Annotated in this window: 31 protein-coding genes; 21 read left to right on the forward strand and 10 right to left on the reverse strand. The window is 64.7% G+C overall.

The features are described from left to right. Window positions 1–182: 182 nt before the first annotated feature. The gene (locus ATJ78_RS02155; protein ID WP_098406097.1) at window positions 183–1,676 is read right to left on the reverse strand and encodes an HNH endonuclease signature motif containing protein; all 1,494 of its coding nucleotides are present in this window, start codon (window positions 1,674–1,676) and stop codon (window positions 183–185) included. 158 nt (window positions 1,677–1,834) lie between these two features. Here ATJ78_RS02155 and nucS point away from each other — a divergent pair, with 158 nt between their 5' ends. Further along, the gene (gene nucS / locus ATJ78_RS02160; protein ID WP_098406098.1) at window positions 1,835–2,530 is read left to right on the forward strand and encodes an endonuclease NucS; all 696 of its coding nucleotides are present in this window, start codon (window positions 1,835–1,837) and stop codon (window positions 2,528–2,530) included. Between the two features lie 3 nt (window positions 2,531–2,533). Beyond that, window positions 2,534–3,118, forward strand: a complete 585-nt coding sequence (locus ATJ78_RS02165; protein WP_098406099.1) for a hypothetical protein — start codon at window positions 2,534–2,536, stop codon at window positions 3,116–3,118. A gap of 28 nt (window positions 3,119–3,146) precedes the next feature. On the opposite strand, the gene ATJ78_RS02170 is transcribed toward ATJ78_RS02165, so the two are convergent. Next, window positions 3,147–3,536: a type II toxin-antitoxin system VapC family toxin gene (locus ATJ78_RS02170; RefSeq protein WP_098406100.1), complete on the reverse strand. Its 390-nt coding sequence runs from the start codon at window positions 3,534–3,536 to the stop codon at window positions 3,147–3,149. Next, window positions 3,533–3,796: a type II toxin-antitoxin system Phd/YefM family antitoxin gene (locus ATJ78_RS02175; protein WP_098406101.1), complete on the reverse strand. Its 264-nt coding sequence runs from the start codon at window positions 3,794–3,796 to the stop codon at window positions 3,533–3,535. Before ATJ78_RS02175 ends, ATJ78_RS02170 begins: the two co-directional genes overlap by 4 nt. 78 nt (window positions 3,797–3,874) lie before the next feature. Between ATJ78_RS02175 and ATJ78_RS02180 the strand changes: the two genes are divergently transcribed. Together ATJ78_RS02180 and ATJ78_RS02185 are read left to right on the forward strand one after the other, a co-directional pair. Continuing rightward, the gene (locus tag ATJ78_RS02180) at window positions 3,875–4,540 is read left to right on the forward strand and encodes an HAD hydrolase-like protein (protein WP_098406102.1); all 666 of its coding nucleotides are present in this window, start codon (window positions 3,875–3,877) and stop codon (window positions 4,538–4,540) included. 52 nt (window positions 4,541–4,592) lie between these two features. Beyond that, window positions 4,593–5,897 carry a coiled-coil domain-containing protein gene (locus tag ATJ78_RS02185; RefSeq protein WP_098406103.1) on the forward strand — a complete coding sequence of 435 codons (1,305 nt, stop codon included), beginning with the start codon at window positions 4,593–4,595 and terminating at the stop codon, window positions 5,895–5,897. A gap of 16 nt (window positions 5,898–5,913) precedes the next feature. Here the strand turns inward: ATJ78_RS02185 and ATJ78_RS02190 are convergent, their stop codons facing one another. Further along, on the reverse strand, window positions 5,914–6,306 hold the full coding sequence (locus tag ATJ78_RS02190; RefSeq protein ID WP_098406104.1) for a VOC family protein: 393 nt from the start codon (window positions 6,304–6,306) through the stop codon (window positions 5,914–5,916). A 103-nt stretch (window positions 6,307–6,409) separates the two neighbouring features. Between ATJ78_RS02190 and ATJ78_RS02195 the strand changes: the two genes are divergently transcribed. The 4 genes from ATJ78_RS02195 (at window position 6,410) to ATJ78_RS02210 (ending at window position 9,926) form a co-directional block, all read left to right on the forward strand. Next, the gene (locus ATJ78_RS02195) at window positions 6,410–7,339 is read left to right on the forward strand and encodes a helix-turn-helix transcriptional regulator (protein WP_098406105.1); all 930 of its coding nucleotides are present in this window, start codon (window positions 6,410–6,412) and stop codon (window positions 7,337–7,339) included. 94 nt (window positions 7,340–7,433) lie between these two features. Next, window positions 7,434–8,390, forward strand: a complete 957-nt coding sequence (locus ATJ78_RS02200; protein WP_098406106.1) for a DsbA family protein — start codon at window positions 7,434–7,436, stop codon at window positions 8,388–8,390. Window positions 8,391–8,532: 142 nt separating this feature from the next. Beyond that, window positions 8,533–9,495, forward strand: a complete 963-nt coding sequence (locus tag ATJ78_RS02205) for a DsbA family protein (protein WP_098406107.1) — start codon at window positions 8,533–8,535, stop codon at window positions 9,493–9,495. An 86-nt stretch (window positions 9,496–9,581) separates the two neighbouring features. Further along, a complete protein-coding gene (locus ATJ78_RS02210) occupies window positions 9,582–9,926 on the forward strand; it encodes a DUF488 domain-containing protein (protein WP_098406108.1) in 345 nt (114 codons plus the stop codon). A 13-nt stretch (window positions 9,927–9,939) separates the two neighbouring features. On the opposite strand, the gene ATJ78_RS02215 is transcribed toward ATJ78_RS02210, so the two are convergent. Then, on the reverse strand, window positions 9,940–10,305 hold the full coding sequence (locus ATJ78_RS02215; RefSeq protein WP_098406109.1) for a winged helix-turn-helix transcriptional regulator: 366 nt from the start codon (window positions 10,303–10,305) through the stop codon (window positions 9,940–9,942). Between the two features lie 145 nt (window positions 10,306–10,450). Between ATJ78_RS02215 and ATJ78_RS02220 the strand changes: the two genes are divergently transcribed. Then, the gene (locus ATJ78_RS02220) at window positions 10,451–11,095 is read left to right on the forward strand and encodes an NAD(P)-dependent oxidoreductase (protein ID WP_098406110.1); all 645 of its coding nucleotides are present in this window, start codon (window positions 10,451–10,453) and stop codon (window positions 11,093–11,095) included. Here ATJ78_RS02220 and ATJ78_RS16265 read toward each other — a convergent pair. Continuing rightward, on the reverse strand, window positions 11,089–11,196 hold the full coding sequence (locus tag ATJ78_RS16265; protein WP_350339328.1) for a hypothetical protein: 108 nt from the start codon (window positions 11,194–11,196) through the stop codon (window positions 11,089–11,091). The two genes, ATJ78_RS02220 and ATJ78_RS16265, sit on opposite strands and share 7 nt — an antisense overlap. A 168-nt stretch (window positions 11,197–11,364) precedes the next feature. On the opposite strand from ATJ78_RS16265, the gene ATJ78_RS02230 reads away from it, so the two are divergent. The 3 genes from ATJ78_RS02230 to ATJ78_RS02240 all read left to right on the forward strand — a co-directional run bounded on the left by ATJ78_RS02230 (window position 11,365) and on the right by ATJ78_RS02240 (window position 15,690). Further along, entirely contained in the window at window positions 11,365–12,708 is a 1,344-nt protein-coding gene (locus ATJ78_RS02230; protein ID WP_098409159.1) for an MFS transporter, read from the forward strand. Further along, entirely contained in the window at window positions 12,705–14,531 is a 1,827-nt protein-coding gene (locus tag ATJ78_RS02235; RefSeq protein ID WP_098406112.1) for a glycoside hydrolase family 2 protein, read from the forward strand. Before ATJ78_RS02230 ends, ATJ78_RS02235 begins: the two co-directional genes overlap by 4 nt. A gap of 91 nt (window positions 14,532–14,622) precedes the next feature. Further along, window positions 14,623–15,690, forward strand: coding sequence for a DUF2804 domain-containing protein (locus ATJ78_RS02240; RefSeq protein ID WP_245836170.1), 1,068 nt, complete (start codon window positions 14,623–14,625; stop codon window positions 15,688–15,690). Between the two features lie 24 nt (window positions 15,691–15,714). Here the strand turns inward: ATJ78_RS02240 and ATJ78_RS02245 are convergent, their stop codons facing one another. The 4 genes from ATJ78_RS02245 to ATJ78_RS02260 all read right to left on the reverse strand — a co-directional run bounded on the left by ATJ78_RS02245 (window position 15,715) and on the right by ATJ78_RS02260 (window position 19,150). Continuing rightward, window positions 15,715–16,494 (reverse strand): putative protein N(5)-glutamine methyltransferase, encoded by a 780-nt coding sequence (locus tag ATJ78_RS02245; RefSeq protein ID WP_098406113.1) that lies wholly within the window; start codon window positions 16,492–16,494, stop codon window positions 15,715–15,717. Next, complete coding sequence (locus tag ATJ78_RS02250; RefSeq protein WP_143741361.1) at window positions 16,494–17,531, reverse strand: hypothetical protein; 1,038 nt, start codon at window positions 17,529–17,531, stop codon at window positions 16,494–16,496. The genes ATJ78_RS02245 and ATJ78_RS02250 overlap by 1 nt, the downstream gene beginning before the upstream one ends. After that, window positions 17,528–18,550, reverse strand: a complete 1,023-nt coding sequence (locus ATJ78_RS02255) for an alpha/beta hydrolase (protein WP_245836171.1) — start codon at window positions 18,548–18,550, stop codon at window positions 17,528–17,530. Before ATJ78_RS02255 ends, ATJ78_RS02250 begins: the two co-directional genes overlap by 4 nt. Window positions 18,551–18,637: 87 nt before the next feature. Further along, window positions 18,638–19,150: a MarR family winged helix-turn-helix transcriptional regulator gene (locus ATJ78_RS02260; protein WP_098406116.1), complete on the reverse strand. Its 513-nt coding sequence runs from the start codon at window positions 19,148–19,150 to the stop codon at window positions 18,638–18,640. 203 nt (window positions 19,151–19,353) lie between these two features. Here ATJ78_RS02260 and ATJ78_RS02265 point away from each other — a divergent pair, with 203 nt between their 5' ends. From ATJ78_RS02265 to ATJ78_RS02305, 9 genes are all read left to right on the forward strand, one after another. Next, complete coding sequence (locus ATJ78_RS02265) at window positions 19,354–19,578, forward strand: Flp family type IVb pilin (RefSeq protein WP_098406117.1); 225 nt, start codon at window positions 19,354–19,356, stop codon at window positions 19,576–19,578. A 72-nt stretch (window positions 19,579–19,650) separates the two neighbouring features. Then, a complete protein-coding gene (locus tag ATJ78_RS02270) occupies window positions 19,651–20,049 on the forward strand; it encodes a TadE/TadG family type IV pilus assembly protein (RefSeq protein ID WP_098406118.1) in 399 nt (132 codons plus the stop codon). Next, window positions 20,037–21,008 carry a pilus assembly protein TadG-related protein gene (locus ATJ78_RS02275; RefSeq protein ID WP_098406119.1) on the forward strand — a complete coding sequence of 324 codons (972 nt, stop codon included), beginning with the start codon at window positions 20,037–20,039 and terminating at the stop codon, window positions 21,006–21,008. Before ATJ78_RS02270 ends, ATJ78_RS02275 begins: the two co-directional genes overlap by 13 nt. 8 nt (window positions 21,009–21,016) lie before the next feature. Further along, window positions 21,017–21,721: a Flp pilus assembly protein CpaB gene (gene cpaB / locus ATJ78_RS02280; protein ID WP_098406120.1), complete on the forward strand. Its 705-nt coding sequence runs from the start codon at window positions 21,017–21,019 to the stop codon at window positions 21,719–21,721. Beyond that, entirely contained in the window at window positions 21,718–22,905 is a 1,188-nt protein-coding gene (locus ATJ78_RS02285; RefSeq protein WP_098406121.1) for a CpaE/TadZ family protein, read from the forward strand. Before cpaB ends, ATJ78_RS02285 begins: the two co-directional genes overlap by 4 nt. Beyond that, complete coding sequence (locus ATJ78_RS02290) at window positions 22,902–24,290, forward strand: TadA family conjugal transfer-associated ATPase (RefSeq protein WP_098406122.1); 1,389 nt, start codon at window positions 22,902–22,904, stop codon at window positions 24,288–24,290. The genes ATJ78_RS02285 and ATJ78_RS02290 overlap by 4 nt, the downstream gene beginning before the upstream one ends. Further along, window positions 24,290–25,216 carry a type II secretion system F family protein gene (locus ATJ78_RS02295; protein WP_098406123.1) on the forward strand — a complete coding sequence of 309 codons (927 nt, stop codon included), beginning with the start codon at window positions 24,290–24,292 and terminating at the stop codon, window positions 25,214–25,216. The genes ATJ78_RS02290 and ATJ78_RS02295 overlap by 1 nt, the downstream gene beginning before the upstream one ends. A gap of 55 nt (window positions 25,217–25,271) precedes the next feature. Continuing rightward, window positions 25,272–26,150, forward strand: a complete 879-nt coding sequence (locus ATJ78_RS02300) for a type II secretion system F family protein (RefSeq protein ID WP_434061479.1) — start codon at window positions 25,272–25,274, stop codon at window positions 26,148–26,150. Beyond that, window positions 26,143–26,808: a prepilin peptidase gene (locus ATJ78_RS02305; RefSeq protein ID WP_098406125.1), complete on the forward strand. Its 666-nt coding sequence runs from the start codon at window positions 26,143–26,145 to the stop codon at window positions 26,806–26,808. Before ATJ78_RS02300 ends, ATJ78_RS02305 begins: the two co-directional genes overlap by 8 nt. The last annotated feature ends 46 nt before the right edge of the window (window positions 26,809–26,854 follow it).

The raw sequence follows: 26,854 nt of genomic DNA on the forward strand, positions 1-26,854 counted from the left end.
CGTGCGGGCCTGATGTAACATCGCACGGGCCCGATGCAGCCTTGACCGCCCGAGCAGTGGTCCTGCTCAGGTTCAGGCCCAGGAACTTCCCTTAGCGCCTCCCCGATGCGGTCCTGCAAAACTGGCAGGCAGTGCCGCCGACGACATCGGCGGCCAGCTCAAGGTCGGCCAGGGACGGCTCGTCAGAACAACGGTTCTTCGGCTACTTCCTTCCGCTCGTCGTCGTCCGCCGCACTCTCGGCATTCGCCGTCGCTTTGTCTTCGGCGCCTACTTCCAGGAATTGGACGTTGGAGGTGCGTGGCACCTGGTAAGCGATTCCGAGGGGTGAGATCCATTCGATCCGGTCGCCGTCGGTATGAACCTGCCACATGGTGTGGTGTCGGAGCATGTGGTGCTGTTCGCATCCGGGCTGCAGATTCGACAACTTTGTTTCACCGCCGTGTTGCCATTGTTCGATGTGATCCAGGTCACAAATGGTGGCAGGCCGGTCGCAGCCGATGCCGGTGCAGGTTTCATCGCGCAGTCGCACGGTGCGTTTCAGATCCGCCGGCACCGCATAACTGTCACGCCCCACCGACAGCACCGCCCCGGTCTCCGGGTGCGTCAATAACCTCGTGAAACTCGGTGCCCGCGCCGCCAACTCGCGTGCGATGTCGGGGGCGATGGGCCCGTATCCGTCCAACTGTCCGGGCTCGTCGGAGTGTCCGAGGAGTGTCATGACGGGGACGGTGACATGCACGGTCGGACGAATCCCACCCAAACGGTCAGCCCCCACCCCCGAAGCACCAACACCGGGTTTAGGCCCGTCGGTGGTGAAGCCTTTCATCAGGGCATCAGTGACAGCATCTGCTTCGATCTGCGCCAGAGTCCGGTCGTCGCCGGCAGCTTTCAACGCCCGCGCCGTCCGCGTGGCCGCATTCAGAAAGCTCTGCACCACCTCGACCGGACCGTGCAGGGTGAGAGCTCCCATGCCGTCTTGGGTGCCGTAGCACTCCACCCGACGCTGCTTCACCGCCTCACACCGACGCTCACTAATCGTCTCCGGAAACAAACCCTCCCGGATCTTGATCGCAGCACGAGCAAACTGCGTCGCCGACTGCTGCCTTGCCTTAGGGAGAGCTTTCGTCTCGAACGCGGCCGCTTCTTCTGGGTCGAGGCTCACGGCCTGACGCAGCATCGCATCCACATGCTGCCGCGTAATCTCACCAGCCTCTAAAGCGCCGAATGTTGACGAGAGCTTCTCACACAGAAACTCAGCATCATTCAGCAGGCCCTGCGCGTGACCTTTCGTGACACCGATCGCCGCACCGATCTCCTGCGCCAAAGAAGACCGCACCCACCCCTCAGCCTCCGCGTCAAGATCCGCCCGAGACGTTCCGGCCGGGACAGGGATGAACACACCCGGATGCTCAAGGGCCTCCTGCAGCATCCCGTAGATGCCGCGCATGCGCGATGCTTCCGCTGCCGAGATCGCACGAGAATCAGCAACAACACCAGCCAGCCGCTCACGCAACGCGCTCGCTACAGCATCCGCTGACTCTCGATCAGGCACGTCAGGGCCGACGACGTCAAACTGATCATTCGAATCCGTCGGCGGCGGTTGATATAACTCTTCTCTCCCATCCGGCGGACCCCAATTGTCCGGGTCCGGAGGGGAATCTCTGAACTCATCCATGCACCAATTCCACCACGAATCACGACATTCATTCGAGCAAACCTACGAATGTGGATAACTCTTCTCGAAGTTGTATTCGCATCGATCCTGTGGAGAACTGACACCTGAAAGAGCGTTGTCGACAGCATCCGCCCTCTCTCGCTGTGTACACTCGCAGAGTGCGTTTGGTGATTGCAAAGTGCTCGGTCGACTACGCGGGCCGCCTGACCTCCCATCTTCCCGAGGCAACGCGCCTGCTCATGCTCAAGAGCGACGGCAGCCTTCTGGTTCACTCCGACGGCGGAAGCTACAAGCCCCTCAACTGGATGAGCCCTCCCTGCGTCTTCGAAACCGAAGAGCCCACCGACGAGCAGCGCGAAGCGGGCATTGTCGATGTCTGGAAAGTCACCCACAAGAAGACGAGTGACCAAATCGTCGTCTCGATCTTCGAGGTGATTCACGACAGCCAGCACGAGCTCGGCATCGACCCCGGTCTGCAGAAAGACGGCGTCGAAGCGCACCTGCAGAAGCTGCTCGCCGAGCAGATCGACCTGCTCGGCGACGGCCACACCCTCGTGCGCCGCGAGTACATGACGGCGATCGGCCCCGTCGACATTCTGGCGAAGGATGCTGCCGGCAGCTCCGTCGCCGTCGAGCTGAAGCGCCGCGGCGACATCGACGGCGTCGAACAGCTCACCCGCTACCTCGAGCTGATGAACCGCGACCCTCTGCTCGCCCCCGTCACGGGAATCTTCGCGGCACAGGAGATCAAGCCGCAGGCTCGAACGCTCGCGGAGGACCGCGGCATCCGGTGTCTTGTTCTCGACTACGACGCCATGCGCGGCATGGACATCGCCGACGGGCGTCTCTTCTAGATCATGCGTCTCATCTCATCGGCCGACCCCGATCTCTGGATTCCCGTCACGAGCTCTCTGGGGTGGAAGGGACGCCGCCATCGCAAAGCAGCACTGCGGATGCTGATGGCGAACGGCCCCGGACTGGGCGCCGGAGGGCAGCGGCGAGGTTCGGGATTCGGTGCCTGGCTTGCCAGCCAGCTCGCTCCATTCGCGATGCGCAAGGCCGATGGACGGGTGCTTGCCTGGACATGGAAGGCCGAGCCTGAGCTCGTTGTCGCGATCGCCACGACGCAGGAGCTGACGCCGCACGTGCGCATGGCTCGAGCATCGATGCCCATGGAGTATGACGACACCGAGAACTTTCCCACGCCGCTCGGCGTGGGCGAGAAGCTCGTGATGATGACGCCGCCGAATCCGCGCGGTCTGCCGTTCGCAACCTACACGTGGGACACGGGAACGCATCTCGTCACGCTCACGGCTGTGTGCCCCGACCGTGAGCGCTTCGGAACACTGGAACCCGCGCTCGACGACCTTGCTCGCAGCATCCGCATCGCTGGCGACGCGACAGCTGGCGGCGATGACGTGCTGCACCTACCGCCTGCCTGAGACAAGTGCGGGCGCCGCCCGAACCGGATCAGATGCTTCCGGAAGCCGAATGCAGTACTAGGCCGTGCCGCCGCGCAGCCGCATTCAGCTCATTGTCGAAAGCAAGAAATTCCGTCAGCTCACCGCCAACCTCAAGAGCTGTGGCCAGATGCAGCGCATCGAGGCTCCGAAGGCCTGACCTCAGCCGGATCGCGTCGTCGAGGACATTGTCGTCAACAGCAATGAGAGTAATCGTGTCGAGCACCTCGTCGATGTGCTCCCTCGGGAGTCCGCGCCGATCCGCAGCTGCGCTCAGTTCGACGGCGAGCAGGCGAGAAGAAACAAGGCGATCAGACGTGGCGAAGAGGGTTCGAACATGGGCACTCCCCGTCTCGTCGACGAGGGTCTTCATGACCGCCGACGTGTCAAGGTAGATCACCCGCGGTCCCGCCTGATGTCGGCCATGATCTCTTCGGTCGAGACGCCGAGCTGCGTCGGCTCGAAGCTCAGAGCCCCGCGCCGTTTTGCGGGACGAACCTTGCCTGCTGCGACCAGCCTCTCCCAGCCGGAGTCACGCGTGGGAGCGATTTCAGCGATGGGACGCCCGCGGTCAGTGATGGTGACGCGTTCGCCAGCCGCCACACGCGCCAATACGCGCGCGGTTTGCTGATTCAGTTCGGTTCGAGTCACGCTTCCCATGCAACCATGCTAACCCCGAACTACTATTATTACTACACAGCTAGCACGACGCCTCTCTCGCCTACGATTGAGAGCACAATGAATACTTCTTCCGGCCCTTGGTCGTGCGTTCTCTTCGACCTTGACGGCACGCTCACCGACTCCGCACCCGGCATCGTCGACCGCATTGACCGAACGCTGAAGCAGCTCGGCCGCCCCGCCGCAGACCGCGACGATCTGTTCAGCTGGGTCGGCCCGCCCATGCTTGAATCGCTCGAACAGTACGGCTTCACGCCGAACGAGGCGATCGAGGCACTCGACGTGTATCGCTCCATCTCTGAGGCAGAGGGACCGTGGTCGGGATCGTCGGTGTACGCCGGAATTCCCGACTTGCTGTCGCGCGTCAAGGCTGCGGGAATTCCGCTCGCCGTTGCGAGCAGCAAGCCCGAGTACCAGGTCGCGAAGGTCATTGAGCACTTCGGGCTGAAGCCGCACTTCGAGATTCTCTGCGGCGCCTCCGCCGACGAGACGATCAGCGCAAAGGCCGACGTCATTGCAGAAGCACTGCGTCGCCTGCACCATCGCGGCATCGACCTGTCGAACACGCTGTACGTTGGCGATCGCATACACGATGTCGAGGGCGCAACCGCGCACGGACTCCCGGTGATCATCGTCGACTGGGGCTACGGCACAGCAGCGGAGGCACAGGGGTCGCTCGCCCATGTCGCGACGATCTCCGAGCTCGAGAAGCATCTGCTCGGCTGAGCATTGCCACAGGGCTCGCGCCCGCGCAGCATCCGTTTTCTAGACTTTGAGTATGTCTTCGCTCTGGTGGGTGCCATCGCTCGTCGTCTTCGGAACGACAGCGCTCATCATTGTGGGAGTCGTGCTCGCCGTCAAGGCGCGGCGGAGGCGCGCGATCGCCTCTGGGCGCATCGCCGATACGCGGCCCGAGCCAATCGAGCACCTCGAGGTGCGCGCTGGACAGGCGCTCGTTCAGGCGGACGAGGCGGTGCGCCGAGGCGTTGAGGAGCACGCGTTCGCGGCAGCGCAGTTCGGCGTCGACGAGACCGCGGCGTTCGCGGCGGCTATCGAGAGCGCCCGCGGCCGCCTGAGCGAGGCGTTCGAGCTGCGACAGCGGCTCAGCGATTTCACGCCCGACACCGATGCCGATCGCCGCGCGTGGTCCGAGAGCATCCTGCAAGCCTGCACAAACATCGAATCGACGCTCGACGAGCACACCGACGCGTTCGTCGGCAGGCGATCCGAAGAGCGCCTCGCGCCCGAACGCGTAGCGTCACTGCGCGCGCTGCGCACCCAGGTTGAAGCGAGAATTCCGGATGCTGTAGCCACACTCGCGCGTCTGTCGAAACTGTATGCCCCCGCGGCGTTCGCCGACCAGCGCGACGCCGTGACAACAGCGACGGCGCAGCTGGCCGAAGCCGACACTGCGTTGTCACGTGCCGAGTCGGCCGTCGCCGCTACAGAGCCCGCGGTTCCGGCGCTCGAGAAAGCCGAGGGCGCGTGCCGAGACGCGACCACGGCGCTCGATGCCCTGGCCCGCGCAGAAGAGCGGCTTGCCGACGCCGACACGGAGCTGCGTGAGGCGATCGTCGAAGCCGAACGCGCGCTTGCCGAAGCATCCGAGTTGCGCGACTCGAGCGAGATTCCGGATGCTGCCGAGCGCATTGCGAGCGGAATCACCGAGCTGCGCCGCGTGCTCGATACCGTCTCAGCGTCGACCGGACCGCAGACCCCGCTGCGGAGCGTCGACGACATTCGCTTTGCGCAGGCACGGCTCGATGACGCCCTCGCATCAGCCCGCAGCGCACAGCAGCGCATCGACAGCGCTCGTGAGACATTAAGCGGTGCACTGTTCTCGGCGACGAGCCATCTCGATACGGCGCGCGAGTTCATTGCCGCAAACCGCGGGCGCGTGGGCCCAGACGCACGCACGCGGCTCGCCGAAGCCGAGCGCCAGCTCGCCCTCGCCAAGGCTGCCGGCGATCCGGTTGAGGCCGTCGACATCGCGCGCAGGGCAGCGCGACTTGCCCAGGACGCCGGGGACCTCGCGCACTATGACGCCGGACCTCGAACAGCGCCAATCAAACGCCACAGCTGAGCGAGCGCATCCTTCGTCAATGCGCTGCGGCCCAGTGCGGACTCTGAATCAGACCGATCAGGTTGCCAAAGGGGTCGACGACCGAGGCGGTCCACCACTCTTCGCTTCGCTGCATGACGGGGTCGAACTCGCGGGCGCCGGCGGCGATGAGCTCATCGAACGAGGCCCGAACGTCGTCGACGTGCAAATAGACGAGCGTTCCGCCCGGCTTCGAGGTAACGGGGCGAAATGCGGCATCCATGACGGCGAATTCGTCTTCGTCGTCTCCGAAACGCCATTCGGCGTACTGTGGCTCCCCCGTTTCTGGGCGCTTGAAGTACGGCGCCTCGCCGAAGATGCCGGAGTACCACGTGATCGCGGCGGGCACATCGGTTGAGACGACGTTGACATTGGCAATTCCTCGAAACATGATTCTTTCCCTTCTCGCCCGGCGACTGTCCCCCGGCGCGTATCTCCATCATTTCCGCAAAAGTGCTCACCCTTTGAGCACTTTGAATGGCAAAGTTGAGAACATGAGAGCAGACAGACTGATTCGCGTTCTCTTCGTGCTGCAATCCCGCGAATCGGTGACGGCCGCGCAACTCGCCGTTGAGCTCGAGACATCAGTCGCCACCGCGAGACGCGACCTCGAAGCGCTGTCGATGTCGGGAGTGCCCGTCTACCCACAACCGGGGCGCGGAGGCGGCTGGCGGCTGCTCGGAGGTGCTCGCACGAATCTCACGGGGCTCACCGAATCGGAGTCGACGGCGCTCTTCGCTCTGCTCGGCAAGGCTCAAGGCGGGGCGCGCGAAGCCGCGTCGGCGATTCAGAAGCTTCTCGCGGCGTTGCCAGCGACCTTCCGACACAACGCCCAGCGCGCCATCGGGTCGACGCTCGACGACGGCGCGGCCTGGGGCGACGCGCCGACCTCGACGCCTGCTGAAGTCTCGACTCTTCAGCGAGCCATCTCACACGAGCGCGCGATCCACCTCGGCTACCGCGCGCATCCTGCCAGCGCCGCGACACCACTGGGCGTGGCCACCCGCGGCGGGCACTGGTATCTTCTCGCCGATCCCGGCGCCGGGCCGCGCATGTACCGCGTTGACCGCATCCGCGATCTCTCGATTCTCGACAGCGACGCACCGCCGCCACCTGGCTTCGACCTGAGCAGGGCATGGGCCGACGCCGTTGCAGCGGTGGAGTCACTGCGCGGAGCGTCGAGCGCGGAGGTCCTCGTCGATGACGATGCCGTCGCGGCGTTCGTGCGACGCTTCGGCAGACAGGCGAGTGTTCAGGATGCTGTAGGAAACGGCCGCGTGCGCGTCGAGGCACGCGCACAGAGCACTGAAGCGCTTGCGGAGCAGCTTGCCGGATGGGCTGCAGTGATCGAGGTCGTCGGGCCGTCTGAGGTTCGTCGCGCACTTGCCGATCTGGGCAGACGACTCGTCAATCGCTATGGCTGAACGCTCACCTCTCTCCTCTCGAATCTGAGTTGACGCGCCGAAGCGGCTACACTTCGTGCGGAGACTCCCGCCACGACAAGGACGACGCACCCGCATGACGATCGACAAGAAGCAGCTCGAAGGGCTCACGAAGAAAGAGCGCCGCGAGCTGCAGCGAGAGATGGCCCGCATTAAGCGCGAGACCGATCGCAAACGGCGCAAGCGCCGCAAGGTTCTCGGCATCTCCGGTCTCATTCTGCTGATCGTCGCCATCATCGCGGCCGTCGCGCTCGTGGTGTGGACGCAGCTGCGCCTCGCGAACGAGGGGCCCGAGAACATGGCGAGCGACGGCATCGTGCTCACCGGCGACGGCCAGACGATTTCCGCCATGCCCACGGGAGCGCACGGGTGGCTTGAGCCGGCTGCTGATGTTCCCGAGCCTGAAGAAGGCATCGTTCCGCTCACGGTTTACGTCGACTACGGCAGTCAAGACGCTGCGGCGTTCTTCGCAACGAACGGGCAGCAGCTGCAGCAGTGGCTGACGTACGGCTTCGTTCAGCTCGAGATCAAGCCGATCGCTCTCGACCAATACGACGAGGCGACCGATAACTATTCGACACTTGCCGCGAACGCAGCGGCCTGCGTCGCGAACTTTGCGCCGACCAACTTCCTCGCCGTCAACACGGCACTGCTCGACGCGAATCCGCTCGTGACCGACACCGCCATCGACAAGGCCGGCGTCTCGAAGGCCGTCGCGACCGCGCTGGGCGGAGAGAACACAGACATCTCGACGTGCATCGCCAACGACCGCTACGCCAACTGGGTGGCGACGGTGAGCCAGAACGCGGCGAACGGACCGCTGCAGGGCACCGACGTGCAGAAGGTCGCGCACGCACCGCTCGTGCTCGTCGACGGCAAGAAGTTCACGGGCAAGAACGACGAGTCGACCGACCTGCTCTCGTTCATTTCGGAGGTGCTCGCGGCCGAGCAGAAGGCGAAAGAGGGCGAGGGCTCAGAGGAGTCGACGCCCACGCCGACTCCGACGGGATCCGCGACTGAGGGTGCGAAGTAGCGCACAACGACGCGCAAAATGAGCGGATGCTACGCGGCGATGTCGCGTAGCATCCGCTCTTTTCAGCACTCACACATAAGACGCATACCCTCCTGGCGTATTGTTGAAATGACAACCTCCCCGCCCCCGACCAGGATGAGCCGTGAGCAAAAAGCCCAACAATGTCCCACCAGCCGGAGCGTCGAAGAAGCAGCGACAGCAGCACATTCGGGAACTCGCGCGCCAGGAGCGCGAACGCCACGAGAAGCGTGAACGCCGCGTGCGTTGGGCATGGCAGGGCGGGATCGGCGCGATCATTCTCGCGGTCGTCGCCATCGTTGTCGTGGTGATCGTCACGTCGATGAAGCCGTCGGTGACAGCGGCGGGGCCGAAGAACATGATCAGCGACGGCATCCTGTTCACCGCCGGCGAGAACGGGGCAGCAGTCGTCGAGACGCCGGCGATGGAAGAAGGCGGCACGCCCACGCCGACGGATTACTCACAGTACTCCGATGCCGTGAACGTCATCGTCTACCTCGACTACATGTGCCCCTACTGCGGCCAGTTCGAGCAGGCGAACGGCGAGATGCTCACGAGCCTGACGGCATCCGGCGACATCACGCTTGAAATGCATCCGATCTCATTCCTCGACAGCATGTCGCAGGGAACCGAGTACTCAACACGTGCGGCGAACGCCATGGCAGCCGTCGCGAACTACCAGCCCGAGGTGTTCCTCGACGCCAACGCGGCGCTGTTCGCCAACCAGCCCGCCGAGAACACCGAGGGGCTGACCGACGACGAGATCTGGTCGATTCTGCAGTCCGCAGGAGTCTCTGACGAGAACGTCAAGAAGGCGATCGACGAAGGGACATTCTCAACGTGGGTCGGCGAGCAGACCGACCGCGCCATGGACGAGAACCTGCCGTACCTGACCGGAGACAATGCGGCACCGCTCAGCGGAACGCCCACGGTGATCATCGACGGCTCGCTCTACCAGGGAAGCATCACCGACTCAGGCGCGCTCGCGAAGGCGATTCAGGATGCTGCCACCCAGTCGGGCGGCTCGGGATCCGACGGCTCGCAGACTGATGCGCCAGCGACCGAGGAGCCCTCAGCCGAGCAGTAATCGCTTTGTGAAGGCCCGGGCACCGTTCAGCGGCGCCCGGGCCTTTTATCTTCGAGCGCAAACGGTCCGCGGCGTAGAATCCGGGTATGGGCGTTGAGATCAAGCGCGTGTACGAGGACGCTGCGAAAGCCGACGGTTTTCGCGTGCTCGTAGATCGGCTCTGGCCACGCGGCGTCAAGAAGGAGGCGGCCGAGCTCGACGCCTGGCTGAAAGACGTCGCGCCGAGCGCGGACCTGCGCACGTGGTGGAATCACGACCCCGATCGCATGGACGAGTTCGAACAGCGGTATCGCAGCGAGCTCGACGAGAACGATGCCGTCGACGAGCTGCGTGGGATTGTCGACACGCACGGCTCTGTGACGCTCGTCTACGGCGCGAAAGACACGCACGTCAACCACGCGCGGGTGCTGCGGGACTACTTACGGGACTGACGCCGCCTCACCGTCAGGCACCCAGGACATCATCGAACATCGTGCGCGACTCCAGCACGCCGTCGAGGTGATCGACGGCCCAGCGCTCAAGCGCAGCGAGCGGCGCGCGCAGGCTCCGACCAGCATCCGTCAACTCGTATTCGACGCGCGGCGGAATCTCCGGAAAGACCGTTCGGGTCACGAGTCCATCGCGCTCAAGGCTGCGCAACGTCTGCGTGAGCATCTTCTGCGACACCCCGTCGACGCGGCGCGCGATCTCCCCGTACCGTTTCGGACCGTCTGAGAGAGAGCCGACGACGAGCACGGTCCATTTATCGCCGATGCGATCGAGAACACGGCGCGAGGGGCAGTTTCTCGCGTAGGGGTCTGGTCCGGACATGCGTGTCTCCTTGGTTTGCCTGTGCTGGCGCATCTCGGGTTCGTCAGGCACTCTGAAGTGCCTACTTCCGTTCAGTGCGTCACTCTCTTATGGTAACTACCGTGGGCAAGGCCCGCGAGAGTTCACACAAATCGAGAGGATTCATATGGCACACGTCGTCGTCTTCGGAGCAACCGGTTATGCGGGCGGGCACATCACGAACGAGTTGCTCGAGCGCGGGCACAGCGTCACTGCGGTCGCGCGCGACACATCGAAGCTCGAGGCACGCGACCGGCTGACGGCGGAGCAGGGCAGCATCCACGACCCTGCGTTCGTGACTCGAGTCAGTTCGGGCGCGGATGCCGTGATCGTGGCACTTCGCGCCGCGGATGACAACGGCGAGAAGCTCGTCGAGGCGATGCCGCACGTGCTCGCGGTCGCGGCCGAGGTGGGAGCCCGCGTCGGCATTGTTGGGGGTGCCGGAAGCCTGCGGGTGTCAGAGGGCGGACCGCTGCTGATCGACACACCCGCGTTCCCGGATGCCGCCAAGGACGAAGCAAGCGCTCACAAGAAGGTGCTCGACCTGGTGCGCGACACACCTGACGTTGACTGGTTCTACGTGAGCCCTGGCGCCGAGTTCGGGTCGTGGGCGCCCGGCGAGCGCACGGGGAAGTATCGCGTGAGCGACGAGATCCTGCTGACGGATGCCGAGGGTCACTCGTTCATCTCGGGAGCCGACCTGGCGATTGCGTTCGCCGACGAGATCGAGAACCCTGCGCACCATGGCGCGCGGTTCGGTGTCGCCTACTGATTCACGCGTGCCACGTCGCGTGGTTTGCTGGCGCGCCGCCAGTCGGCGGGGGCGAACCATGCGACGGCGCCCACGACGGGTGCCGCGATGACGACGAGAATCCAGAGTGCTTTGGCGCTCGACGACGGGCTCGTCGCTCTCGGCCACATCGGTCTGGCGTTCTGGGCGGGGTTCGTCCTCGGGAGCCGCCGGCGCTTCTAATCAACGCGATTACCACGATGCAATGGGTCGGGCTACGATTCAAAGTACCCGAATCGTCAAGGATGTCGATGCCCACGCCTTCTCGCGCCACCCCGCGCACTCCCCCGTCGAGCCAGAAGCCGCCCGCGCTCGGTGGCCGTACCTGGACAGCCCTCGTTGTCGTCGGCCTCGTCGGCCAGCTCGCCTGGACCGTCGAGAACATGTACCTCAACGTGTTCGTCTACGACACGATCACCGACGACTCGAACGTGCTCGCCACGCTCGTCGCATTGAGCGCCATCACGGCGACGATCGCGACAATGGTCATCGGCGCAGCATCCGACCGTGCCCGCCGCAGGCGCCCTTTCATCGCGTTCGGCTACATGCTCTGGGGACTCTCGACTGCGGCCTTCGGATTCGTTCAACCGGATGCTGCGCCGGGCGCTCAGCCCGCAGCCAACGCGGTCGTGATGGCGATCGTCGCGATCGTGCTTCTCGACTGCATGATGTCGTTTTTCGGCTCCGGCGCGAACGACGCCGCATTCAACGCCTGGGTCACCGAGTCGACGGTTCCCGCCAACCGCGGCCGCGTCGACGGCGTGCTCGCGATCATGCCGCTCATGGCGATGCTGCTGATCTTCGGCGCACTCGATCCGCTCACGCAAGCCGGCGAGTGGAAGCTCTTCTTCGGCATCATCGGGCTGCTCACGGCGGTGGTCGGCGTACTCGTGCTCGTTCTGGTACGTGATTCCGACAGCATCCAGACGACCGGCGACGGGTACCTCGCCTCGACCCTGCACGGTCTGCGCCCGAGCACGATCCGCGCGAACCCGCGCCTCTACCTCACGCTGGTGGCGTGGGCGATCATCGGCACGTCGACGCAGATTTTCATTCCGTACCTCATCATCTACTTGCAGCGCTACCTGCGCATCGACGGCTACGCGCTCATTCTGGGCAGTGTGCTCACACTCGCCGCCGTGATCAGCGTGCTCGGCGGCCGCGTCATCGACCGCGTCGGAAAGCGTCGCGCGATCGTCCCGGCGACGGCCCTGATGGTCATCGGGCTCATCGGTATGTTCTTCGTGCGCGAGATGGTGCCGATCATTGTGTTCGGCACCCTCATGATGGGCGGCTTCATGGTCACCGTCGCAGCGACCTCGGCGACCGTTCGCGACCACACGCCCGCCGACCGCGTGGGCATGGTGCAGGGACTCCGCATGATCTCGGCGGTGCTCATTCCCATGGTCGCCGGGCCGTTCATCGGCGCCGCCGTCATCACCGGCGCCAACGAGACGTACATCGACCTCGGCGTCGTCAAGCAGGTTCCGACCCCGTGGATCTTCATTGCCGCGGCCGTCGTCGCCGCATTCGTCGTGATTCCGGTGGCGCTGCTGAAGCGCCGCGAGAGCGAGATCGAAAAGGTGCATGCATGAAATGGCTCACCCCATGGGGCGAGAACCTCGACGCCGACAACCCGCTGCCCGAGTACCCGAGACCGCAGCTCGTTCGCGACAGCTACCTCAACCTCAACGGTCAGTGGCAGCACGCGTTCACCCCGCTGCGGTCGACGACACAGGATGCCGCGACAGCATCCGGCCCCCTTTCGGTCCCCGACCCGAGCGCGCCCCCGAGCATGTGGGACGGCGACATCGTCGTTCCGTTCTCGCCCGAGACACCGCTGTCGCAGGTGGAGCGGATGCTGCAGCCGGACGAGGTGCTCTGGTACCGCCGCACGTTCACGCTGCCGCCTGACCGTGCTGGCGAGCGCGTTCTGCTGCACTTCGGCGCTGTCGACCAGACGTGCGAGGTCGCGGTCAATGGGGTGCGCGTCGGCGGTCACACGGGCGGCTTTCTGCCGTTCGCCCTCGACATCACCGGCGCGCTGGCGGAACGCGGAAACGACGCCGAGCACGAGATCGTCGTCGCGGTGCGCGACGTGACCGACACGTCGTGGCTGTCGCGCGGCAAGCAGGCGCGCAAGCGCGGCGGCATCTGGTATTCGCCGCAGTCAGGAATCTGGCAGACGGTGTGGCTCGAGGTGCTGCCGTGCGTCGCCGTCGACGCGCTTGAGCTGACGCCGCGCCTTGCCGAACGCGGCGTCGACGTGCTCGTGCGCAGCGACAACGCGGAGTCCGGTGACGTCGCCACAGTGACGATTCGCGCGGGCCGTAACGTCGTCGCGACAGCATCCGTCACCCCCAACGTCACGACACGCGTCGTATTTGACGCCGGTCACGAGGTACGTGCGTGGTCACCCGATGACCCGTTTCTGTACGACATCGATGTGACGCTCGGCGACGACAGCATCTCAAGCTACGTCGGCATCCGCTCGTTCGGCATCGGCCCAGACGAACACGGCACACCGCGGCTGCTGCTGAACGGCCGCCCGTACTTTCACACGGGACTGCTCGACCAGGGCTATTGGTCGGACGGCTGGCTCACGGCGCCGAGCGACGCCGCCCTCGAGTACGACGTGCGGCTCGCCAAAGACCTCGGATTCACCATGCTGCGCAAGCACATCAAGATCGAGCCGCTGCGCTGGTACTACCACTGCGACCGCCTCGGCATGCTCGTGTGGCAAGACATGGTCAACGGCGGAACAACGTACAACCCGCTGGTCATCTCGGTTCCCGCCGTAGGCACCGGCCCCGTGAGCGACCACCGTTACCGCGCGTTCGGGCGAGCGGATGCTGCGGGACGCGCCAGCTTCAGAGACGAGTTGCGTGCCACCGTCGACCATCTGCGCAACGTCACAAGCCTCGCGCTGTGGGTGCCGTTCAACGAAGCCTGGGGGCAGTTCGACGCCCTGCAGATCGAACGTGAGCTGCGCGAGCTCGACGACACGCGGCCCGTCGACCACGCGAGCGGCTGGCACGATCAGGGCGGCGGAGACCTGAAGAGCCTGCACGTGTACTTTCGCGCGTTCCGCGTGAAGGACTCGTGGCGTGACGGGCGTCGGGCACTCGCGCTCACCGAGTACGGCGGCTACAGTCACCGCGTCGAGGGACACTGCTGGAACGATCGCGAGTTCGGCTATCGCAAGTACAAGACCGCTGCCGAACTCGAGGCGGCGTTCGCGGCACTGCACGAGCAGCAGATCGTCCCAGCCGTCGAGCGCGGCCTCGCAGCATCCGTGTACACCCAGCTGAGCGACGTCGAAGACGAGGTGAACGGCATGGTGACGTACGACCGGCGCGTCGTGAAGATCCCCGCCGAGACCGTGCGCCGCGTCAACGCGCAGCTGAGGTACCCCTAACGCCAGGCGATGGTCGCTGAATGCTGCGCTGCGGCTCCGTGAACAGCACTCATCGACAACGGCCAGGGACACACGACGAACGGAGAACACTGTGACCCCCACCAACGGGAACGCTGAGCGCGAGATCACGACGCCTACGCCGCTCATAGACGAGCGGGGCCGCCTCAATCGCGACGCCGTCGGGTGGATGCGCCGCCCGCTTCTCGACACGAGCGGTATCGACGGCCGTCGTTCGTGGGGCCGCAACAAGCGGTGGGAGTACTGGTGCGTCATGACACCCACGCACATTATGGCGGCGACCGTGTCATCGATCGACTACGCCGGCGTGCACGAAGTCTGGGTGTTCGACCGCGAGACGCAGGAGTCCATCGGGCACGGAGCAACCGTTCCGCTCGCGCGCGACACCGTGCTGCCCCGCAGCCTCGGCGACGGACCGGCGAGCGCGAGCACACGCGACATGAGCATCGAGATCGTCGACACCGAGGCAGGGGGCGCTGCGGGTGGTCTGCCCGAGGGCAGGGGCATGGATGCCGCGGGCACGCGGCTGCGCGCCCGGGCACCGCGCGTGCGCTTCGACGTGACCGCGGCAGTTCCGCCAGGACACGAGTGCCTCGGCGTCGTGGTCCCTTGGAGCGACACGCGGTTTCAGTACACGGTGAAGGACGTCGCTCGTCCAGCATCCGGAACCCTCTGCATTGACGACGTCGAGTACGACGTGCCCGCCGGACGCTCCTGGGCCGTGCTCGATCACGGGCGAGGTCGATGGCCGTACGACGTGCGCTGGAACTGGGGCGCCGGCTCGGGCGAGTGCGACGGGCACACCATCGGCATTCAGATCGGCGGGCAGTGGACGGTCGGATCCGGGTCCACCGAGAACGCGTTCGTGCTCGACGGGAAGCTGCACAAGATCAGCCAGGAGCTGCGGTGGCAGTACGACACCCAGAACTACCTCGAGCCGTGGCGCATCACGGGTGACGACATCGACCTCACGTTCGAGCCGTTCTACGACAAGGGCACGCGCACCAACCTCGGCGTGCTGCAGTCGCACACAGATCAGTGCTTCGGAACGTACTCGGGGTGGTTTCGCGACGCCGACGGCGCGGCGACCGAGTTCCGCGGCATTGAGGGCTGGGCCGAAGACGTGCACAACCGGTGGTAGGACGGGACGTATCGCTTTCGCGGTTCAGCTCGTCTGCTGAGTCGGGCGCGTGCCGATCACGACCGTCGTCTCGCGCTCGTCGTCGTACTCCGTTCGTGCGCGCAGGTTCGCCGAGGCGAGGGCAGCGAGCGCAGCATCCGTTTGCTCGTCACTGATTTCACTCAGGATGCTGCCGCCCGGCGCGAGCCAGTCGGAGGCTGCGCTGACGAGTCGCCGATACACGTCGAGGCCGTCACTACCGCCATCGTGCGTGATCTCGGGCTCCTGCTCGCGCGCTTCCGCCGGCATAAGACGCAGTTTGTCGTGCGGAACGTACGGAACGTTGGCGACCATGACGTCAATGCGTCCGTGAAGCTGCGCTGGCAGAGCATCCACGAGGTCCCCCTCGGACACGTTCCCGAGACCTGCGAGGTTCTCGCGCGCGCACGCGACGGCGAGCGGCTCAACGTCAGCCGCGTGCAGGGTCACACCCGGCACGCGCTCCGCGATCACGCGACCCAGAGCGCCCGAACCGCAGCACATGTCAACGACGACGCTGCCCGTACGACAGAGCGCCACGGCTTGCTCGACGAGCGCGACCGTGCGCTGGCGTGGAATGAAGACTCCTGGTGCGACGACAACGCGCACGCCGCAGAACTCAGCCCAGCCCACAACGTGCTCGGGCGCTTCTCCGGCAACGCGACGCTCGATCATGCTCGCGAGTTCGGCCGGGGTCTGCGCTGCCTCGAGAAAGATCGCCGCCTCGTCTTCGGCGAAGACGCTGCCCGCACGGCGCAGCTTCGCGGTGATCTCGTCCACGCGCATCACTGAAGCACCATCGCAAGCGCGAAGCCTCCCATGAGCACCACTGCCGCGCCGATCATCCACGGAAGCACGTTGACCCGCTGCATCCGCACGCCCTGCGGCGCCACTCTTCCATCGAGAGTGCGGTCGTCTGAGTACCGCCCGGCCCGGCGTGCCATGTCCGCCGCGACGCGCGACAGCATCCGATTGATCACTGCCCACTCACGCTCGTCTGCAAGCGCGAGGCCGAGCGGCTTGTAGAAGATGATGCGGTCGTCGACGATCTCGACGTCGAAGCCCGATCCGGAGTCGATCAGGTCTCCCATGAGATCGGGAGTGAGCAGATAGCGGATGTCGGCGTCGTATCCCGCGGGGCAGTACAGGGTGAAGTGCTGGGGGAAGTCGCCCTCGAGCTGGACGGCACCGCTCCGATAAGGGTTGGGAAAGACCTGCCCGTTCAACCCGTTGTTCGACCTCGAATCGAGGATGGTGTGGGGAAAGCGGCGCTCGAGCTGCACCGAGATGAATCCCCAGCGATGATCGATCGCGCCACCTCTGCCCGTGTCTTGCCTGTAAGCGAGGTTTCCGATCGAGACGCGGGGCGCGGAGCGTGTTGTAACCACGTCATACACGCGGTCGCTCATTCTGAGAAGCAGGCCAGGTGTTCCGGGCTGCGCGTTCGCCGTTGCCGTGTACGTGCTGTTGTTCTGCTCGGCGAGACGCGCAAGCACGAAGCGTTCACGCCATAACCGTCTGCCGATGCGGGGAGGGCGGATGCGGGCGACGACCAACACGGAGCCGAGCACCATGAGCAGTGCGATGACGCTCACGAAGATCACGGGCCCCGAGAACCCGTCGATGACGAATCCGACGACCGCAAAGCCGACGACGAGGAGCGCGAACGGCACCATGAGAAGCGCCGTGCATCCGCCGCGAAAACTTGGAGCAGCGGCGTCTCTGCTCGGTACACCCGCCGCGCGGGCGGCCTGGCGAAACTGGCGCAGCGCAGCGCGGTTCGGCCGCGCGTTCAGAGCGTCGAGAACGAACGTCTGCATCACGTTACTCGGTCGAGAAAGTCGAGTGTCTTGTCGAAGGCCATTCTGGCGTCGGCGAGGTCAAGATGAAATTGGTATTCGTGCGGAAGTGCCGGTTCATGGTCTGCCTCGTAGAAGAGCTCTGTCACCGAAACTCCCTCATCGCGCAGAGTCTGAGACATCGGCAATGACTGGATCCAGGTGAGCCCGTCCCCGTTGCCTCCGGAGATGAAGGTGTCGGGAAAGTCCTCGGTCACCCACTCCTTCGTCGACATCAGCGATCCCGCGGCGAGCTCGGACCATCGCTTCGTTCCGGTATAGGCCCACAAGGACGTTTTGAGTCCCCAGGCATCAAGACCGGTGAGGTCGGCCATCGCGTCGAGGTCGTAGACGCCGCAGTGCAGGATCACTGCTTCGAGCTGGCTCGCGGTGATCTGGGGCTCGATCCCTGTGAAGTGCGCGTAGTGCGGGTTGGTCACCAGAACCGCGAGCTGACTGGCGAGCTGAGAGCCCGCCGAGTCTCCGGCGAGCACGATGCGCTCGGGATCAACTCCGAGCTCCTTCGCGTGCTCGTTGATGTAACCCAAGGCAGTGTTGAGCTGCTCGAATGCGGTGGGGTACGTGGCCTCGGGGCCGAGCGTGTAGCCAAGTCCGATCGCGGCATATCCCTCATTGGCGATCATTTCGAGATACGGAGCAACGTTGCCCTTGTCCCCCGATACCCACGCCCCACCGTGAATCCAGACGACAGCGGGAAGGGGCTCGTCAGCGTTCGCGGGGCGAAACACGTCGAGGCGCGTGTCGTCGCTTCCCTCGGCATAGGCGATATCGCGCTCTGACTCGATGTTGAGCTCGGGCTGGTTGCGCTCCATCTCGGCGACGATCGACCGCGAGCCGGCATCGAAGACCCCTCGCAGAATCATCGTTGATGGGACAGGACTCGCCGTGAATGCGATCGCGACCGCGACGATGAACGCGCTGGCCCCGAGCAGTATCTGGGTCCGGAGGAATCGGTGCCGTCGATGGGCATCAGGGGAGCTCACAAGCCGAGCCTAGCTGCCGTCGACGCGCCGTGCGCGTGACCTGCGCCAGTCGGTCTCCTTGTGTTGCTCAGTGATGACGACGAATGGCTAGACCGCGTGCGGACCTGAAGACGGATCCACAGCGGGAGGAACCGCTACTGCCGGCTCCGCGATGCGCTCTTCCAGCGCAACACTCAGATGCTCAAGAGTTGAGGCGAGTTCTTCCGTGCCCGACTTCGACATCGTGGCGATGACGTCGTTGATCGCGGTATCGAACTCCTCATTCACCCACTCAACTGCCTGACGACCGGCTTCTGTGAGGGCGATCAGCAGGCTTCTACGGTCGTCGGGATTGCTGTTGCGTGTGACATATCCCGCACGTTCGACACGATCAAGCAGCGGAGTGATCGTCCCCGACGTCATCTCCATGCGGCGTGCGAGGTCGCGCGGCGTGAGCGGCTCTTCTTCGCAGAGTGCTGTGAGCGCGGCGAGGTCGTTTCGGCCGAGGTGCAACTGAAGGGCGCGGGCGAGGCGGAACTCCTCACCGCTTTTCACGAGGTGTCGCAAGGCGAGCGTCACAGCTCGCACATCGTCCGGTGATTCATCTGCCGGTGCGCTCATGAGCGTAGTCACTTTCCCGACCCCCAAAAACTGTAATTGAAGACAGTCTAGCCCGATGTTCGTCCTAAACCTCGATTTACTTTGCCCTAGTTTCGCTTGTTTGGCAAGTTAGTTGCCCTGCTGTTTTGTTTGTGGTACTTTCTTTTTGGCGCCGAGCTAGTTGGCGCTTCCCAGTTCCACTTGCTGAATAGGAAAAACACCAAATGCTGTCTCTTTTCGTCACACTTCAGTCGTTCGTTTCGAGCGTCAAGGGCCGCCTCTCTCGTGAAGAGTCCGGCGCCACCGCCGTCGAGTACGGCCTTCTCGTCGGCCTTATCGCCGTCGCGATCGTGGGCACGCTCATCCTTCTTGGACCGCAGCTTCAGGACCTCTTCGAGACGGTTCTCAACGGCGTCAAGACGGCGAACGTCAACGCGCCTGCCGCGTAACACCTCCGGAACAGTGCGTCGGCAATCGTGACGACGCCATGTTCCGCCGGATGCCGAGAAGAAGGGAACACGATGATCGATCTGCGATCCGAGCGCGGGTCAGCCGCAGTCGAATTCGCGCTGGTCGTGCCCATCTTGATCGCCCTCCTTCTCGGCATCCTCGAGTTCGGCTCCGCCTACAGCGCTCAAGTGAGCGTCACAGCAGCAGCTCGCGACGGAGCACGTACGATGTCCGTCACCGCAGACCCCGCAGCCGCCCGCCAATCCGTGCGAGCGTCGGCTCCGGGCTTCTCTCCCCAGATCTCGTCATCACAGATCGCCATCACGAATTCCTCCGGAGGCGTCATGTCATCGTGCCCGCCCGGACAAACGGTGACGGTGACGATCACCTATCCGTACACCTACTACACCGGCTTCTTCGGACCAGGTTTTTCAATGACAGGTAAGGCGGCAATGCGATGCGGAGGCTGAACGCCGCTCGGCTTCGCGACGAACAGGGCGGCGTCGCCGTCATCGTCGCCGTCATCATGGTCGCGCTGCTCGCCGCCACCGCCCTCGCCATCGACGTCGGCGCCATGTACGCCGAGCGCGCTCAACTGCAGAACGGTGCCGACGCTGCAGCTCTCGCGGTCGCTGGAGATTGCGCGGACGGCACGTGCGGCAATGCGAGCTCGATCGCTCAGCGCTACGCCGACGCGAACGCGAACGACGGGGCCTCGGCGGTCTCCTCCGTTGATTTTCCCCGAGCAGGAACCGTCAGCGTCACGACAGCGACCGAGGATGCCGCCACCGGCGCTGGCCCTCTGGCACTGACCTTTGCACCATTGCTCGGAATCGCGGATCCCGACCTGTCGGCATCCGCGACAGCATCCTGGGGCAGTCCTGCCAGTGGCCGTGCCGACCTCCCCCTCGCCTTCGCACCGTGCGTCTTCCGCTTAGACGGCGCCATTCAGGTACTCAGCATCCACGGTGACTCGGGCGGCACATCGTGCTCGAGCACGAGCCCGTCTGGCCAACTGCTTCCCGGAGGATTCGGTTGGCTCGCTGACCCGACAAACACGTGCAGCGCAGATGTCAGCATCTCCAAGAACGCGCCGATGGCGGGTGACTCTGGAGTGAGCATCTCATCGGCGTGCGCAACAGTGCTCCCCGGGCTCGCCGACAAGACGATTCTCCTCCCCGTTTACGGCGACATCAGTGGCACAGGCGGAGGCTCGTACCGCATCACGGGCTGGGCCGCCTTCACGGTACTCGGTTGGAACTTCTCAGGCTCCGTCACGAGCTACCACAACCAGTACTATCCGGGCGCGACGTGCACCGGGTCGTGCAAGGGACTCATCGGCAAGTTCGTCAGGTTCGTGTCATTCGACGACCGATTCACGATGGGAGGCCCGGACCTCGGAGCCTCAGTCGTGCGACTCACAAAATAGGACCTCACATGAAGATTCGCATCATCAGCGCGATCGTCGCCCTCGTTCTCGCCATAGTCGGCACAATCGCCATCTCGTCGTACGTGCAAGATGCAGATCGACGAGCCTTCGAAGGCGCAAAGCTCCGCGACGTCTTCGTCGTGACCAAGGCAGTTCCCGCAGGAACACCTTCCGCGGAGCTTGAAACGTCCGTGAGTATCCAGTCTCTCCCCGTGTCAGCCGTCCCGGCGGACGCCGTGTCCGACCTCGCGGCGTTTGCCCACACCGTAACCGCTGTTGATCTGGTCCCTGGCGAGCAGCTTCTGGGATCGCGGCTCGTCGACCCGTCCGAACTTCAGTCGTCGTCATCCGTTCCCGTGCCTGAGGGTTTCGATGAGGTCTCCGTGCAGTTGACCCCCGATCGCATGGTCGGCGGACAGGTCAAGGCAGGCGACACCGTTGGGATCTATATCTCCTTCGGCGATACCGCTGCCGGACCTGCCTCGACGCAGCTTGAGTTTCAGAAGGTGCTCGTGACGAACGTTCAGGGCGCCCCGGTGCAAGACGGTGAAGCCGCGCCAAGCGGAGCTGTTCTCGTGACGCTTGCACGGCCCGCCGCTGATGCCGAGAAGATCATCTACGCCGCTCAGTACGGATCGATCTGGTTGTCGCGCCAGCCGGCAGACGGTCCGACCGCTAAGACAGACGGCGCGCGACAGGAGAGCTTCTCATGAGCCGGTTTGTTCTTCTCACCGAAGACACGGCGTTCGAGCACCGCGTTCGAGCAGCGATCGCAGGTGGACTGTCGGGATCGCTTCGCGCCCTCGGCTCCGCGATTCCTGATTCACCACTCGAGATTCTTGCCGTGTCGGATGCTGAGCCGGTCGAAGTTCTACTGCTCGGCCCGAGCGTCGCGCAAGACGAGGCGTTCAGAATGGCGTCGATCATCGACGTACAGCGACCGGATATCAGCGTTGTGCTCGTCGCGGACGCGACCCCCGAAACAGCGATCGCCGCGATGCGCGCGGGAATCCGCGATATTCTCGATCCCGCGGCGAACCCCGACGAGATCCGGGTGCTCGTCGAACGGGCGAGCCGTGCATCGGCGAACCGCGTAAAAACCCCGGCTCCGCACGGCGCCACATCGTCAGGCCGCATCCTCGTTGTCGCATCGTCGAAGGGTGGAGTGGGCAAAACGACTCTCGCGACGAACCTCGCACTCGCCCTGGGACGAGTCGCTCCGATGTCGACGGTTCTCGTCGATCTCGATGCTCAATTCGGTGATGTCGCGAGCGCACTGCGGCTCGAGCCCGAGCACACGCTTGTCGATGCGGTTTCCGGCGCTGCCAAGCAAGACTCTATGGTTCTCAAGACGTTCCTCAGTGTCCACCCCAGCTCGATCTACGCGCTGTGCGCACCGTCCTCGCCCGCAGACGCCGACAGCGTCACCGGTGAGGACGTGGCCCACCTTCTCGATCAGCTGGCAAGCGAGTTCGAGTACGTTGTGGTCGACACCGCGCCCGGTCTCGGTGAACGTGCGCTTGCCGCGCTAGAAGCCGCGACCGACGGCATCTTCACGTGCTCCATGGACGTGCCGAGCGTACGCGGTCTTCGCAAGGAACTCGACGTCGCCGCACAGCTCGGCCTGGCGGCACAGCGCCACGTCGTACTCAACATGGGTGACCCGAAGAACGGCCTGTCGCTTCGCGATGTCGAAGCAACGCTCGGAACACGCGTTGACATCGTCGTTCCGCGCTCGCGCGAGGTGGCTCTGTCGACGAACACCGGCGAACCGCTGCTGCAGAAGACCAAGCGCGGCCGCGCGGCGAAGTCGCTCGACCGTCTTGCTGCCCGATTCGATCCCGCACGCGCGGCCGAGTCGCGACGTGGCCGCCACGGCCTGGAGGTTGTGAAGTGAACCTGTCCGAGCGACTCGCCGGGGCGACGGCCGATGCACCCGTACCGATTCGAGAGACGCCGTCGATCGTTGTCGCCGAACCAGACAAGGCAGACGCGACTCCGGCGGTCGACGCGCTCCTCGACCTGAAAGCCCGCGTCGGCGCAACGTTGTTCGAGCGACTAGGTACGCGCCTCGCCGACCCCAATCTCGGCGAAGCCGACCTGCTCATCTTTGCGCGTGACGTTCTCACCGAGATCGTCGAGGCCGAGCAGGTACCGCTCAGCGCACCCGAGCGACAGCGGCTCATTCAGCAGATCAGCGACGACGTTCTCGGCTACGGCCCACTTCAACCGCTCCTCGACGATCCGTCCCTGAGCGAGATCATGGTCAACGGTCCTGACCAGATCTACGTCGAACGAGCAGGTCAGCTCACCCTCACCTCCTCCCGCTTCCGCTCCGAAGACCAGCTGCGCCGCGTGATCGAGAAGATCGTCTCGCGCGTAGGCCGCCGTATCGACGAGTCGTCACCGCTTGTCGACGCGCGCCTCGAAGACGGTTCGCGCGTGAACGCCGTGATTCCCCCTCTCGCGGTCAATGGCTCCTCGCTGACCATCCGAAAATTCGCCGCCGACCCCCTCACGGTCGACGACCTCATCGGCTTCGGGTCGCTGTCGCCCGAGATGTCCGAGCTCCTCGAAGCGTGCGTGAAAGCCCACCTCAACGTCATCGTGTCCGGCGGCACGGGGACCGGCAAGACGACTCTTCTGAACGTTCTCTCGTCGTTCATTCCCCGCGGTGAGCGCATAATCACCATTGAGGATGCTGTTGAGCTGCAGCTTCAGCAGGATCACGTCGTGCGTCTCGAGAGTCGTCCTGCGAATATCGAGGGCAAGGGCGAGATCGCGATCCGCGACCTCCTCAAGAACTCTCTGCGTATGCGCCCCGACCGCATCGTCGTCGGCGAGGTCCGCGGTGGAGAGGCACTCGACATGCTTCAGGCGATGAACACCGGCCACGACGGGTCGCTGTCGACCGTGCACGCGAACTCGCCACGAGACGCGATCGCGCGCCTTGAGACCCTCGTGCTGATGGCAGGTATGGATCTTCCTCTTCGGGCGATTCGCGAGCAGATCGCGTCGGCCGTCGATGTGGTCGTGCAGCTCACTCGTCTGCGCGACGGCAGCAGGCGCGTGACCCACGTCACTGAGGTGCAGGGAATGGAAGGCGACATCGTCACGCTTCAAGACGCGTTCGTGTTCGACTACTCCGCCGGTATGGATGCGGCCGGACGATTCCTCGGCAAAGCAGTGCCGACGGGTGTTCGTCCTCGCTTCATCGACCGATTCAGCGAACTCGGCATCCCCGTCTCTCCACGCGTTTTCGACGCCGGAGGGCGGTTCTGATGCTCACCGTTGCGCTTGTCCTCCTCTATGCTGCTGCACTCGTTGTGCTGTTCGGAGTCTTCCGTTCGACCTCGCGGCTGCCGCTTGAACGCCGTCGCCCCAGCGACGCAGAGAAGCAGACGACACTGAGCCGCACGAGCGGGGCGACGACAGACTTCCTCTCGGACCTCCTGTCGCGCCGAGGATGGACACAGCCCCTCGCAGCATCCCTCGAGCAAGCGGGCATGAAGATCTCGCCCGCCGAGTTCCTCGTGTTCGTGATCTCCGGCTCGGTCGTTGCGCTCCTGGTCGGATATCTGATCGCGGGTCTCGGGCTCGGGCTGCTCTTCGCGGCTGCCTCCCCCGCGTTCGCTGTCGCTCTTGTCAATATTCGCCAGTCGAAGCGCCGTGCCGCGTTCGCCGCCCAGCTCGAAGACACGCTTCAGCTGCTGTCGGGCGGACTGAAGGCGGGGCACAGCCTTCTGCGCGCTGTGGACGCGATATCGCGCGAGGCCGAGTCCCCGACGAATGAGGAGTTCGCTCGCATCGTCAACGAGACCCGGCTCGGTCGCGACCTCGACGATGCCCTCGATCAGGCGGCCCAGCGCATGCGCAGCGACGACTTCAGCTGGATCGGACAGGCGATCGCGATCCACAGGGAAGTCGGTGGCGACCTCGCCGGTGTCCTTGACGAGGTGGCGGAGACAATTCGCCAGCGTAATCAGATTCGACGACAAGTCGCGGCGCTGAGCGCCGAGGGCAAGTTCTCCGCGTACATCCTCATGGCGCTGCCGTTCGTCGTTGTCGGCATCCTGTCGCTCACGAGCCCGTCGTATGTCGCGCGATTCGTCGAGACCCCGCTGGGGTTCGGGCTCATCGGCGTCTCAGCGGTCATGCTCATCATCGGCGGCGTCTGGATGAAGAAGGTCGTGAGCTTTAAATTCTGATGATGACAACCAATGTACGCGAACGCGCGGTCACCCGAGCCGCCGAGGAGATGCCGTGCAGATGATGATCGCACTTCCGATCTTCCTGATCGCTGCCTGCCTCGCGGCTGTCGTCGGCTCGCTCGCGCCCGCAGAATCTCGCTCTCGCCGCGCCATTCGAGCGAACCTCGCTGCTGGCTTCGACGGGGACTCGGCCGACGTCGACGAGCGTGCCGAGCCAAGCGTCCTCGGACAGCTGGCCCGCCGGCTCGTGCTGCCCGCGAATCGCGTCAAGCTCGAGAAGCTCGTCGCTCTCGCAGGGCACCCGTCGGCGTGGCCGCTAGAGCGCATCCTCGTTGCGAAACCCCTGCTCGCGGCCACAGCTCTCACGCTTGGCCTTCTGCTGCTCGGCGGATCACCGGGTGGGCTCGTCGTGCTTCTCGTCATCGCCGTCGTCATCACCTCCTACTTCGTACCCGACCTTCTGCTCCACAGTCGCGGCATCGAACGCCAGGCCGCTATTGAGCTTGCCCTTCCCGATACGCTCGACCAGATGCTCATTGCCGTTGAAGCCGGCCTCGGGTTCGAGGCGGCGATGTCTCGGGCGGGCCAGAACGGTTCGGGGCCGCTCGCCGAAGAGCTCGTGCGCACGCTGCAGGACATGCGCGTCGGTCTCTCGAGACGCGAGGCTTACCAGGCCATGGTTGAGCGCACGAACGTTCCCGACCTCCGAGCCTTCGTACGCGCCGTTGTTCAGGCGGATGCCTACGGGATCTCGATCACCAGCGTTCTGCGCACGCAAGCGAAGGAGATGCGAGTCAAACGACGTCAACGCGCCGAAGAGAAGGCGATGAAGATCCCCGTCAAGGTACTCTTCCCGCTCATGTTGTTCATTCTCCCAGTGCTCTTCATTGCCGTGCTCGGACCGACTGTCATCAACGTCGTCAATGGCTGACTGGGTTCAGCCCGGCGTGATCGGTGCCATAGCGCTCGTCGCCGGTTTCTTCGGTCACCGGATGCTGTGGCGCCGCCTTCCGCGCCTAGCCACCGCGCCGACGCCCTCGTTGGGCTCAGACGTTCTCGCCGGCGCAATCACCGGGGCAGCTGCCGTCGCGCTCGCACCGCTCGGCACTAACCCTGCCGGTGCTGTCGCATACGGGTTCTTCGCGATCGCGGGCGTTCAGTTATCGCTGATCGATGCCCGGCTGAAGCTCTTGCCCAACGTGCTCGTGCTCCCCACCGCCGGGATCAGCCTCGCGCTGCTCGCGGCGACAGCAGCTGCAGAAGACGCATGGCTGTCGCTCGGGCGAGCCGTCGCCGGAGGCGCAGCGCTCTTCGTCGCGTACCTCGTACTCGCGCTCGTCTCACCGAGCGGCATCGGCATGGGTGACGTCAAGCTCTCGGTCGTCGCCGGTGTCTTTCTCGCGTATCAGGGCTGGATGCCGCTTGTCGTCGGTGCCGCAGCTGGCTTCGTGATCGGTGCCCTCGTCGGCCTTGCGCTCCTCGCTGCGCGCAAGGCGAATCGTCACACCACTGTGCCATTCGGCCCGTCGATGCTCGGCGGCGCTGTGCTCGTGCTCGCCTCGATTCCTGCGGGACTCTTCGCACTGTGACGACAGAGCTGCGGGGCAGGAGAAGCTCCTGCCCCGCAGCATCCGT

The organism is Paramicrobacterium agarici (assembly GCF_002563955.1).
In the GTDB taxonomy this organism is placed as follows: Bacteria; Actinomycetota; Actinomycetes; order Actinomycetales; family Microbacteriaceae; genus Paramicrobacterium; species Paramicrobacterium agarici.

Excerpts from the sequence above, each read along its gene's own strand:
- ATJ78_RS02230 (WP_098409159.1), top strand. The coding sequence starts at position 11,365 with ATGCCCACGCCTTCTCGCGCCACCCCGCGCACTCCCCCGTCGAGCCAG.
- ATJ78_RS02185 (WP_098406103.1), top strand. The coding sequence starts at position 4,593 with ATGTCTTCGCTCTGGTGGGTGCCATCGCTCGTCGTCTTCGGAACGACA.
- ATJ78_RS02285 (WP_098406121.1), top strand. The coding sequence starts at position 21,718 with ATGAGCCGGTTTGTTCTTCTCACCGAAGACACGGCGTTCGAGCACCGC.
- ATJ78_RS02220 (WP_098406110.1), top strand. The coding sequence starts at position 10,451 with ATGGCACACGTCGTCGTCTTCGGAGCAACCGGTTATGCGGGCGGGCAC.
- ATJ78_RS02155 (WP_098406097.1), bottom strand. The coding sequence starts at position 1,676 with ATGGATGAGTTCAGAGATTCCCCTCCGGACCCGGACAATTGGGGTCCG.
- ATJ78_RS02215 (WP_098406109.1), bottom strand. The coding sequence starts at position 10,305 with ATGTCCGGACCAGACCCCTACGCGAGAAACTGCCCCTCGCGCCGTGTT.
- ATJ78_RS02210 (WP_098406108.1), top strand. The coding sequence starts at position 9,582 with ATGGGCGTTGAGATCAAGCGCGTGTACGAGGACGCTGCGAAAGCCGAC.
- ATJ78_RS02165 (WP_098406099.1), top strand. The coding sequence starts at position 2,534 with ATGCGTCTCATCTCATCGGCCGACCCCGATCTCTGGATTCCCGTCACG.
- ATJ78_RS02275 (WP_098406119.1), top strand. The coding sequence starts at position 20,037 with ATGCGGAGGCTGAACGCCGCTCGGCTTCGCGACGAACAGGGCGGCGTC.
- ATJ78_RS02200 (WP_098406106.1), top strand. The coding sequence starts at position 7,434 with ATGACGATCGACAAGAAGCAGCTCGAAGGGCTCACGAAGAAAGAGCGC.
- ATJ78_RS02175 (WP_098406101.1), bottom strand. The coding sequence starts at position 3,796 with ATGGGAAGCGTGACTCGAACCGAACTGAATCAGCAAACCGCGCGCGTA.
- ATJ78_RS02265 (WP_098406117.1), top strand. The coding sequence starts at position 19,354 with ATGCTGTCTCTTTTCGTCACACTTCAGTCGTTCGTTTCGAGCGTCAAG.
- ATJ78_RS02180 (WP_098406102.1), top strand. The coding sequence starts at position 3,875 with ATGAATACTTCTTCCGGCCCTTGGTCGTGCGTTCTCTTCGACCTTGAC.
- ATJ78_RS02295 (WP_098406123.1), top strand. The coding sequence starts at position 24,290 with ATGCTCACCGTTGCGCTTGTCCTCCTCTATGCTGCTGCACTCGTTGTG.
- ATJ78_RS02270 (WP_098406118.1), top strand. The coding sequence starts at position 19,651 with ATGATCGATCTGCGATCCGAGCGCGGGTCAGCCGCAGTCGAATTCGCG.
- ATJ78_RS02235 (WP_098406112.1), top strand. The coding sequence starts at position 12,705 with ATGAAATGGCTCACCCCATGGGGCGAGAACCTCGACGCCGACAACCCG.
- ATJ78_RS02260 (WP_098406116.1), bottom strand. The coding sequence starts at position 19,150 with ATGAGCGCACCGGCAGATGAATCACCGGACGATGTGCGAGCTGTGACG.
- ATJ78_RS02195 (WP_098406105.1), top strand. The coding sequence starts at position 6,410 with ATGAGAGCAGACAGACTGATTCGCGTTCTCTTCGTGCTGCAATCCCGC.
- ATJ78_RS02190 (WP_098406104.1), bottom strand. The coding sequence starts at position 6,306 with ATGTTTCGAGGAATTGCCAATGTCAACGTCGTCTCAACCGATGTGCCC.
- ATJ78_RS02305 (WP_098406125.1), top strand. The coding sequence starts at position 26,143 with ATGGCTGACTGGGTTCAGCCCGGCGTGATCGGTGCCATAGCGCTCGTC.
- cpaB (WP_098406120.1), top strand. The coding sequence starts at position 21,017 with ATGAAGATTCGCATCATCAGCGCGATCGTCGCCCTCGTTCTCGCCATA.
- ATJ78_RS02245 (WP_098406113.1), bottom strand. The coding sequence starts at position 16,494 with ATGCGCGTGGACGAGATCACCGCGAAGCTGCGCCGTGCGGGCAGCGTC.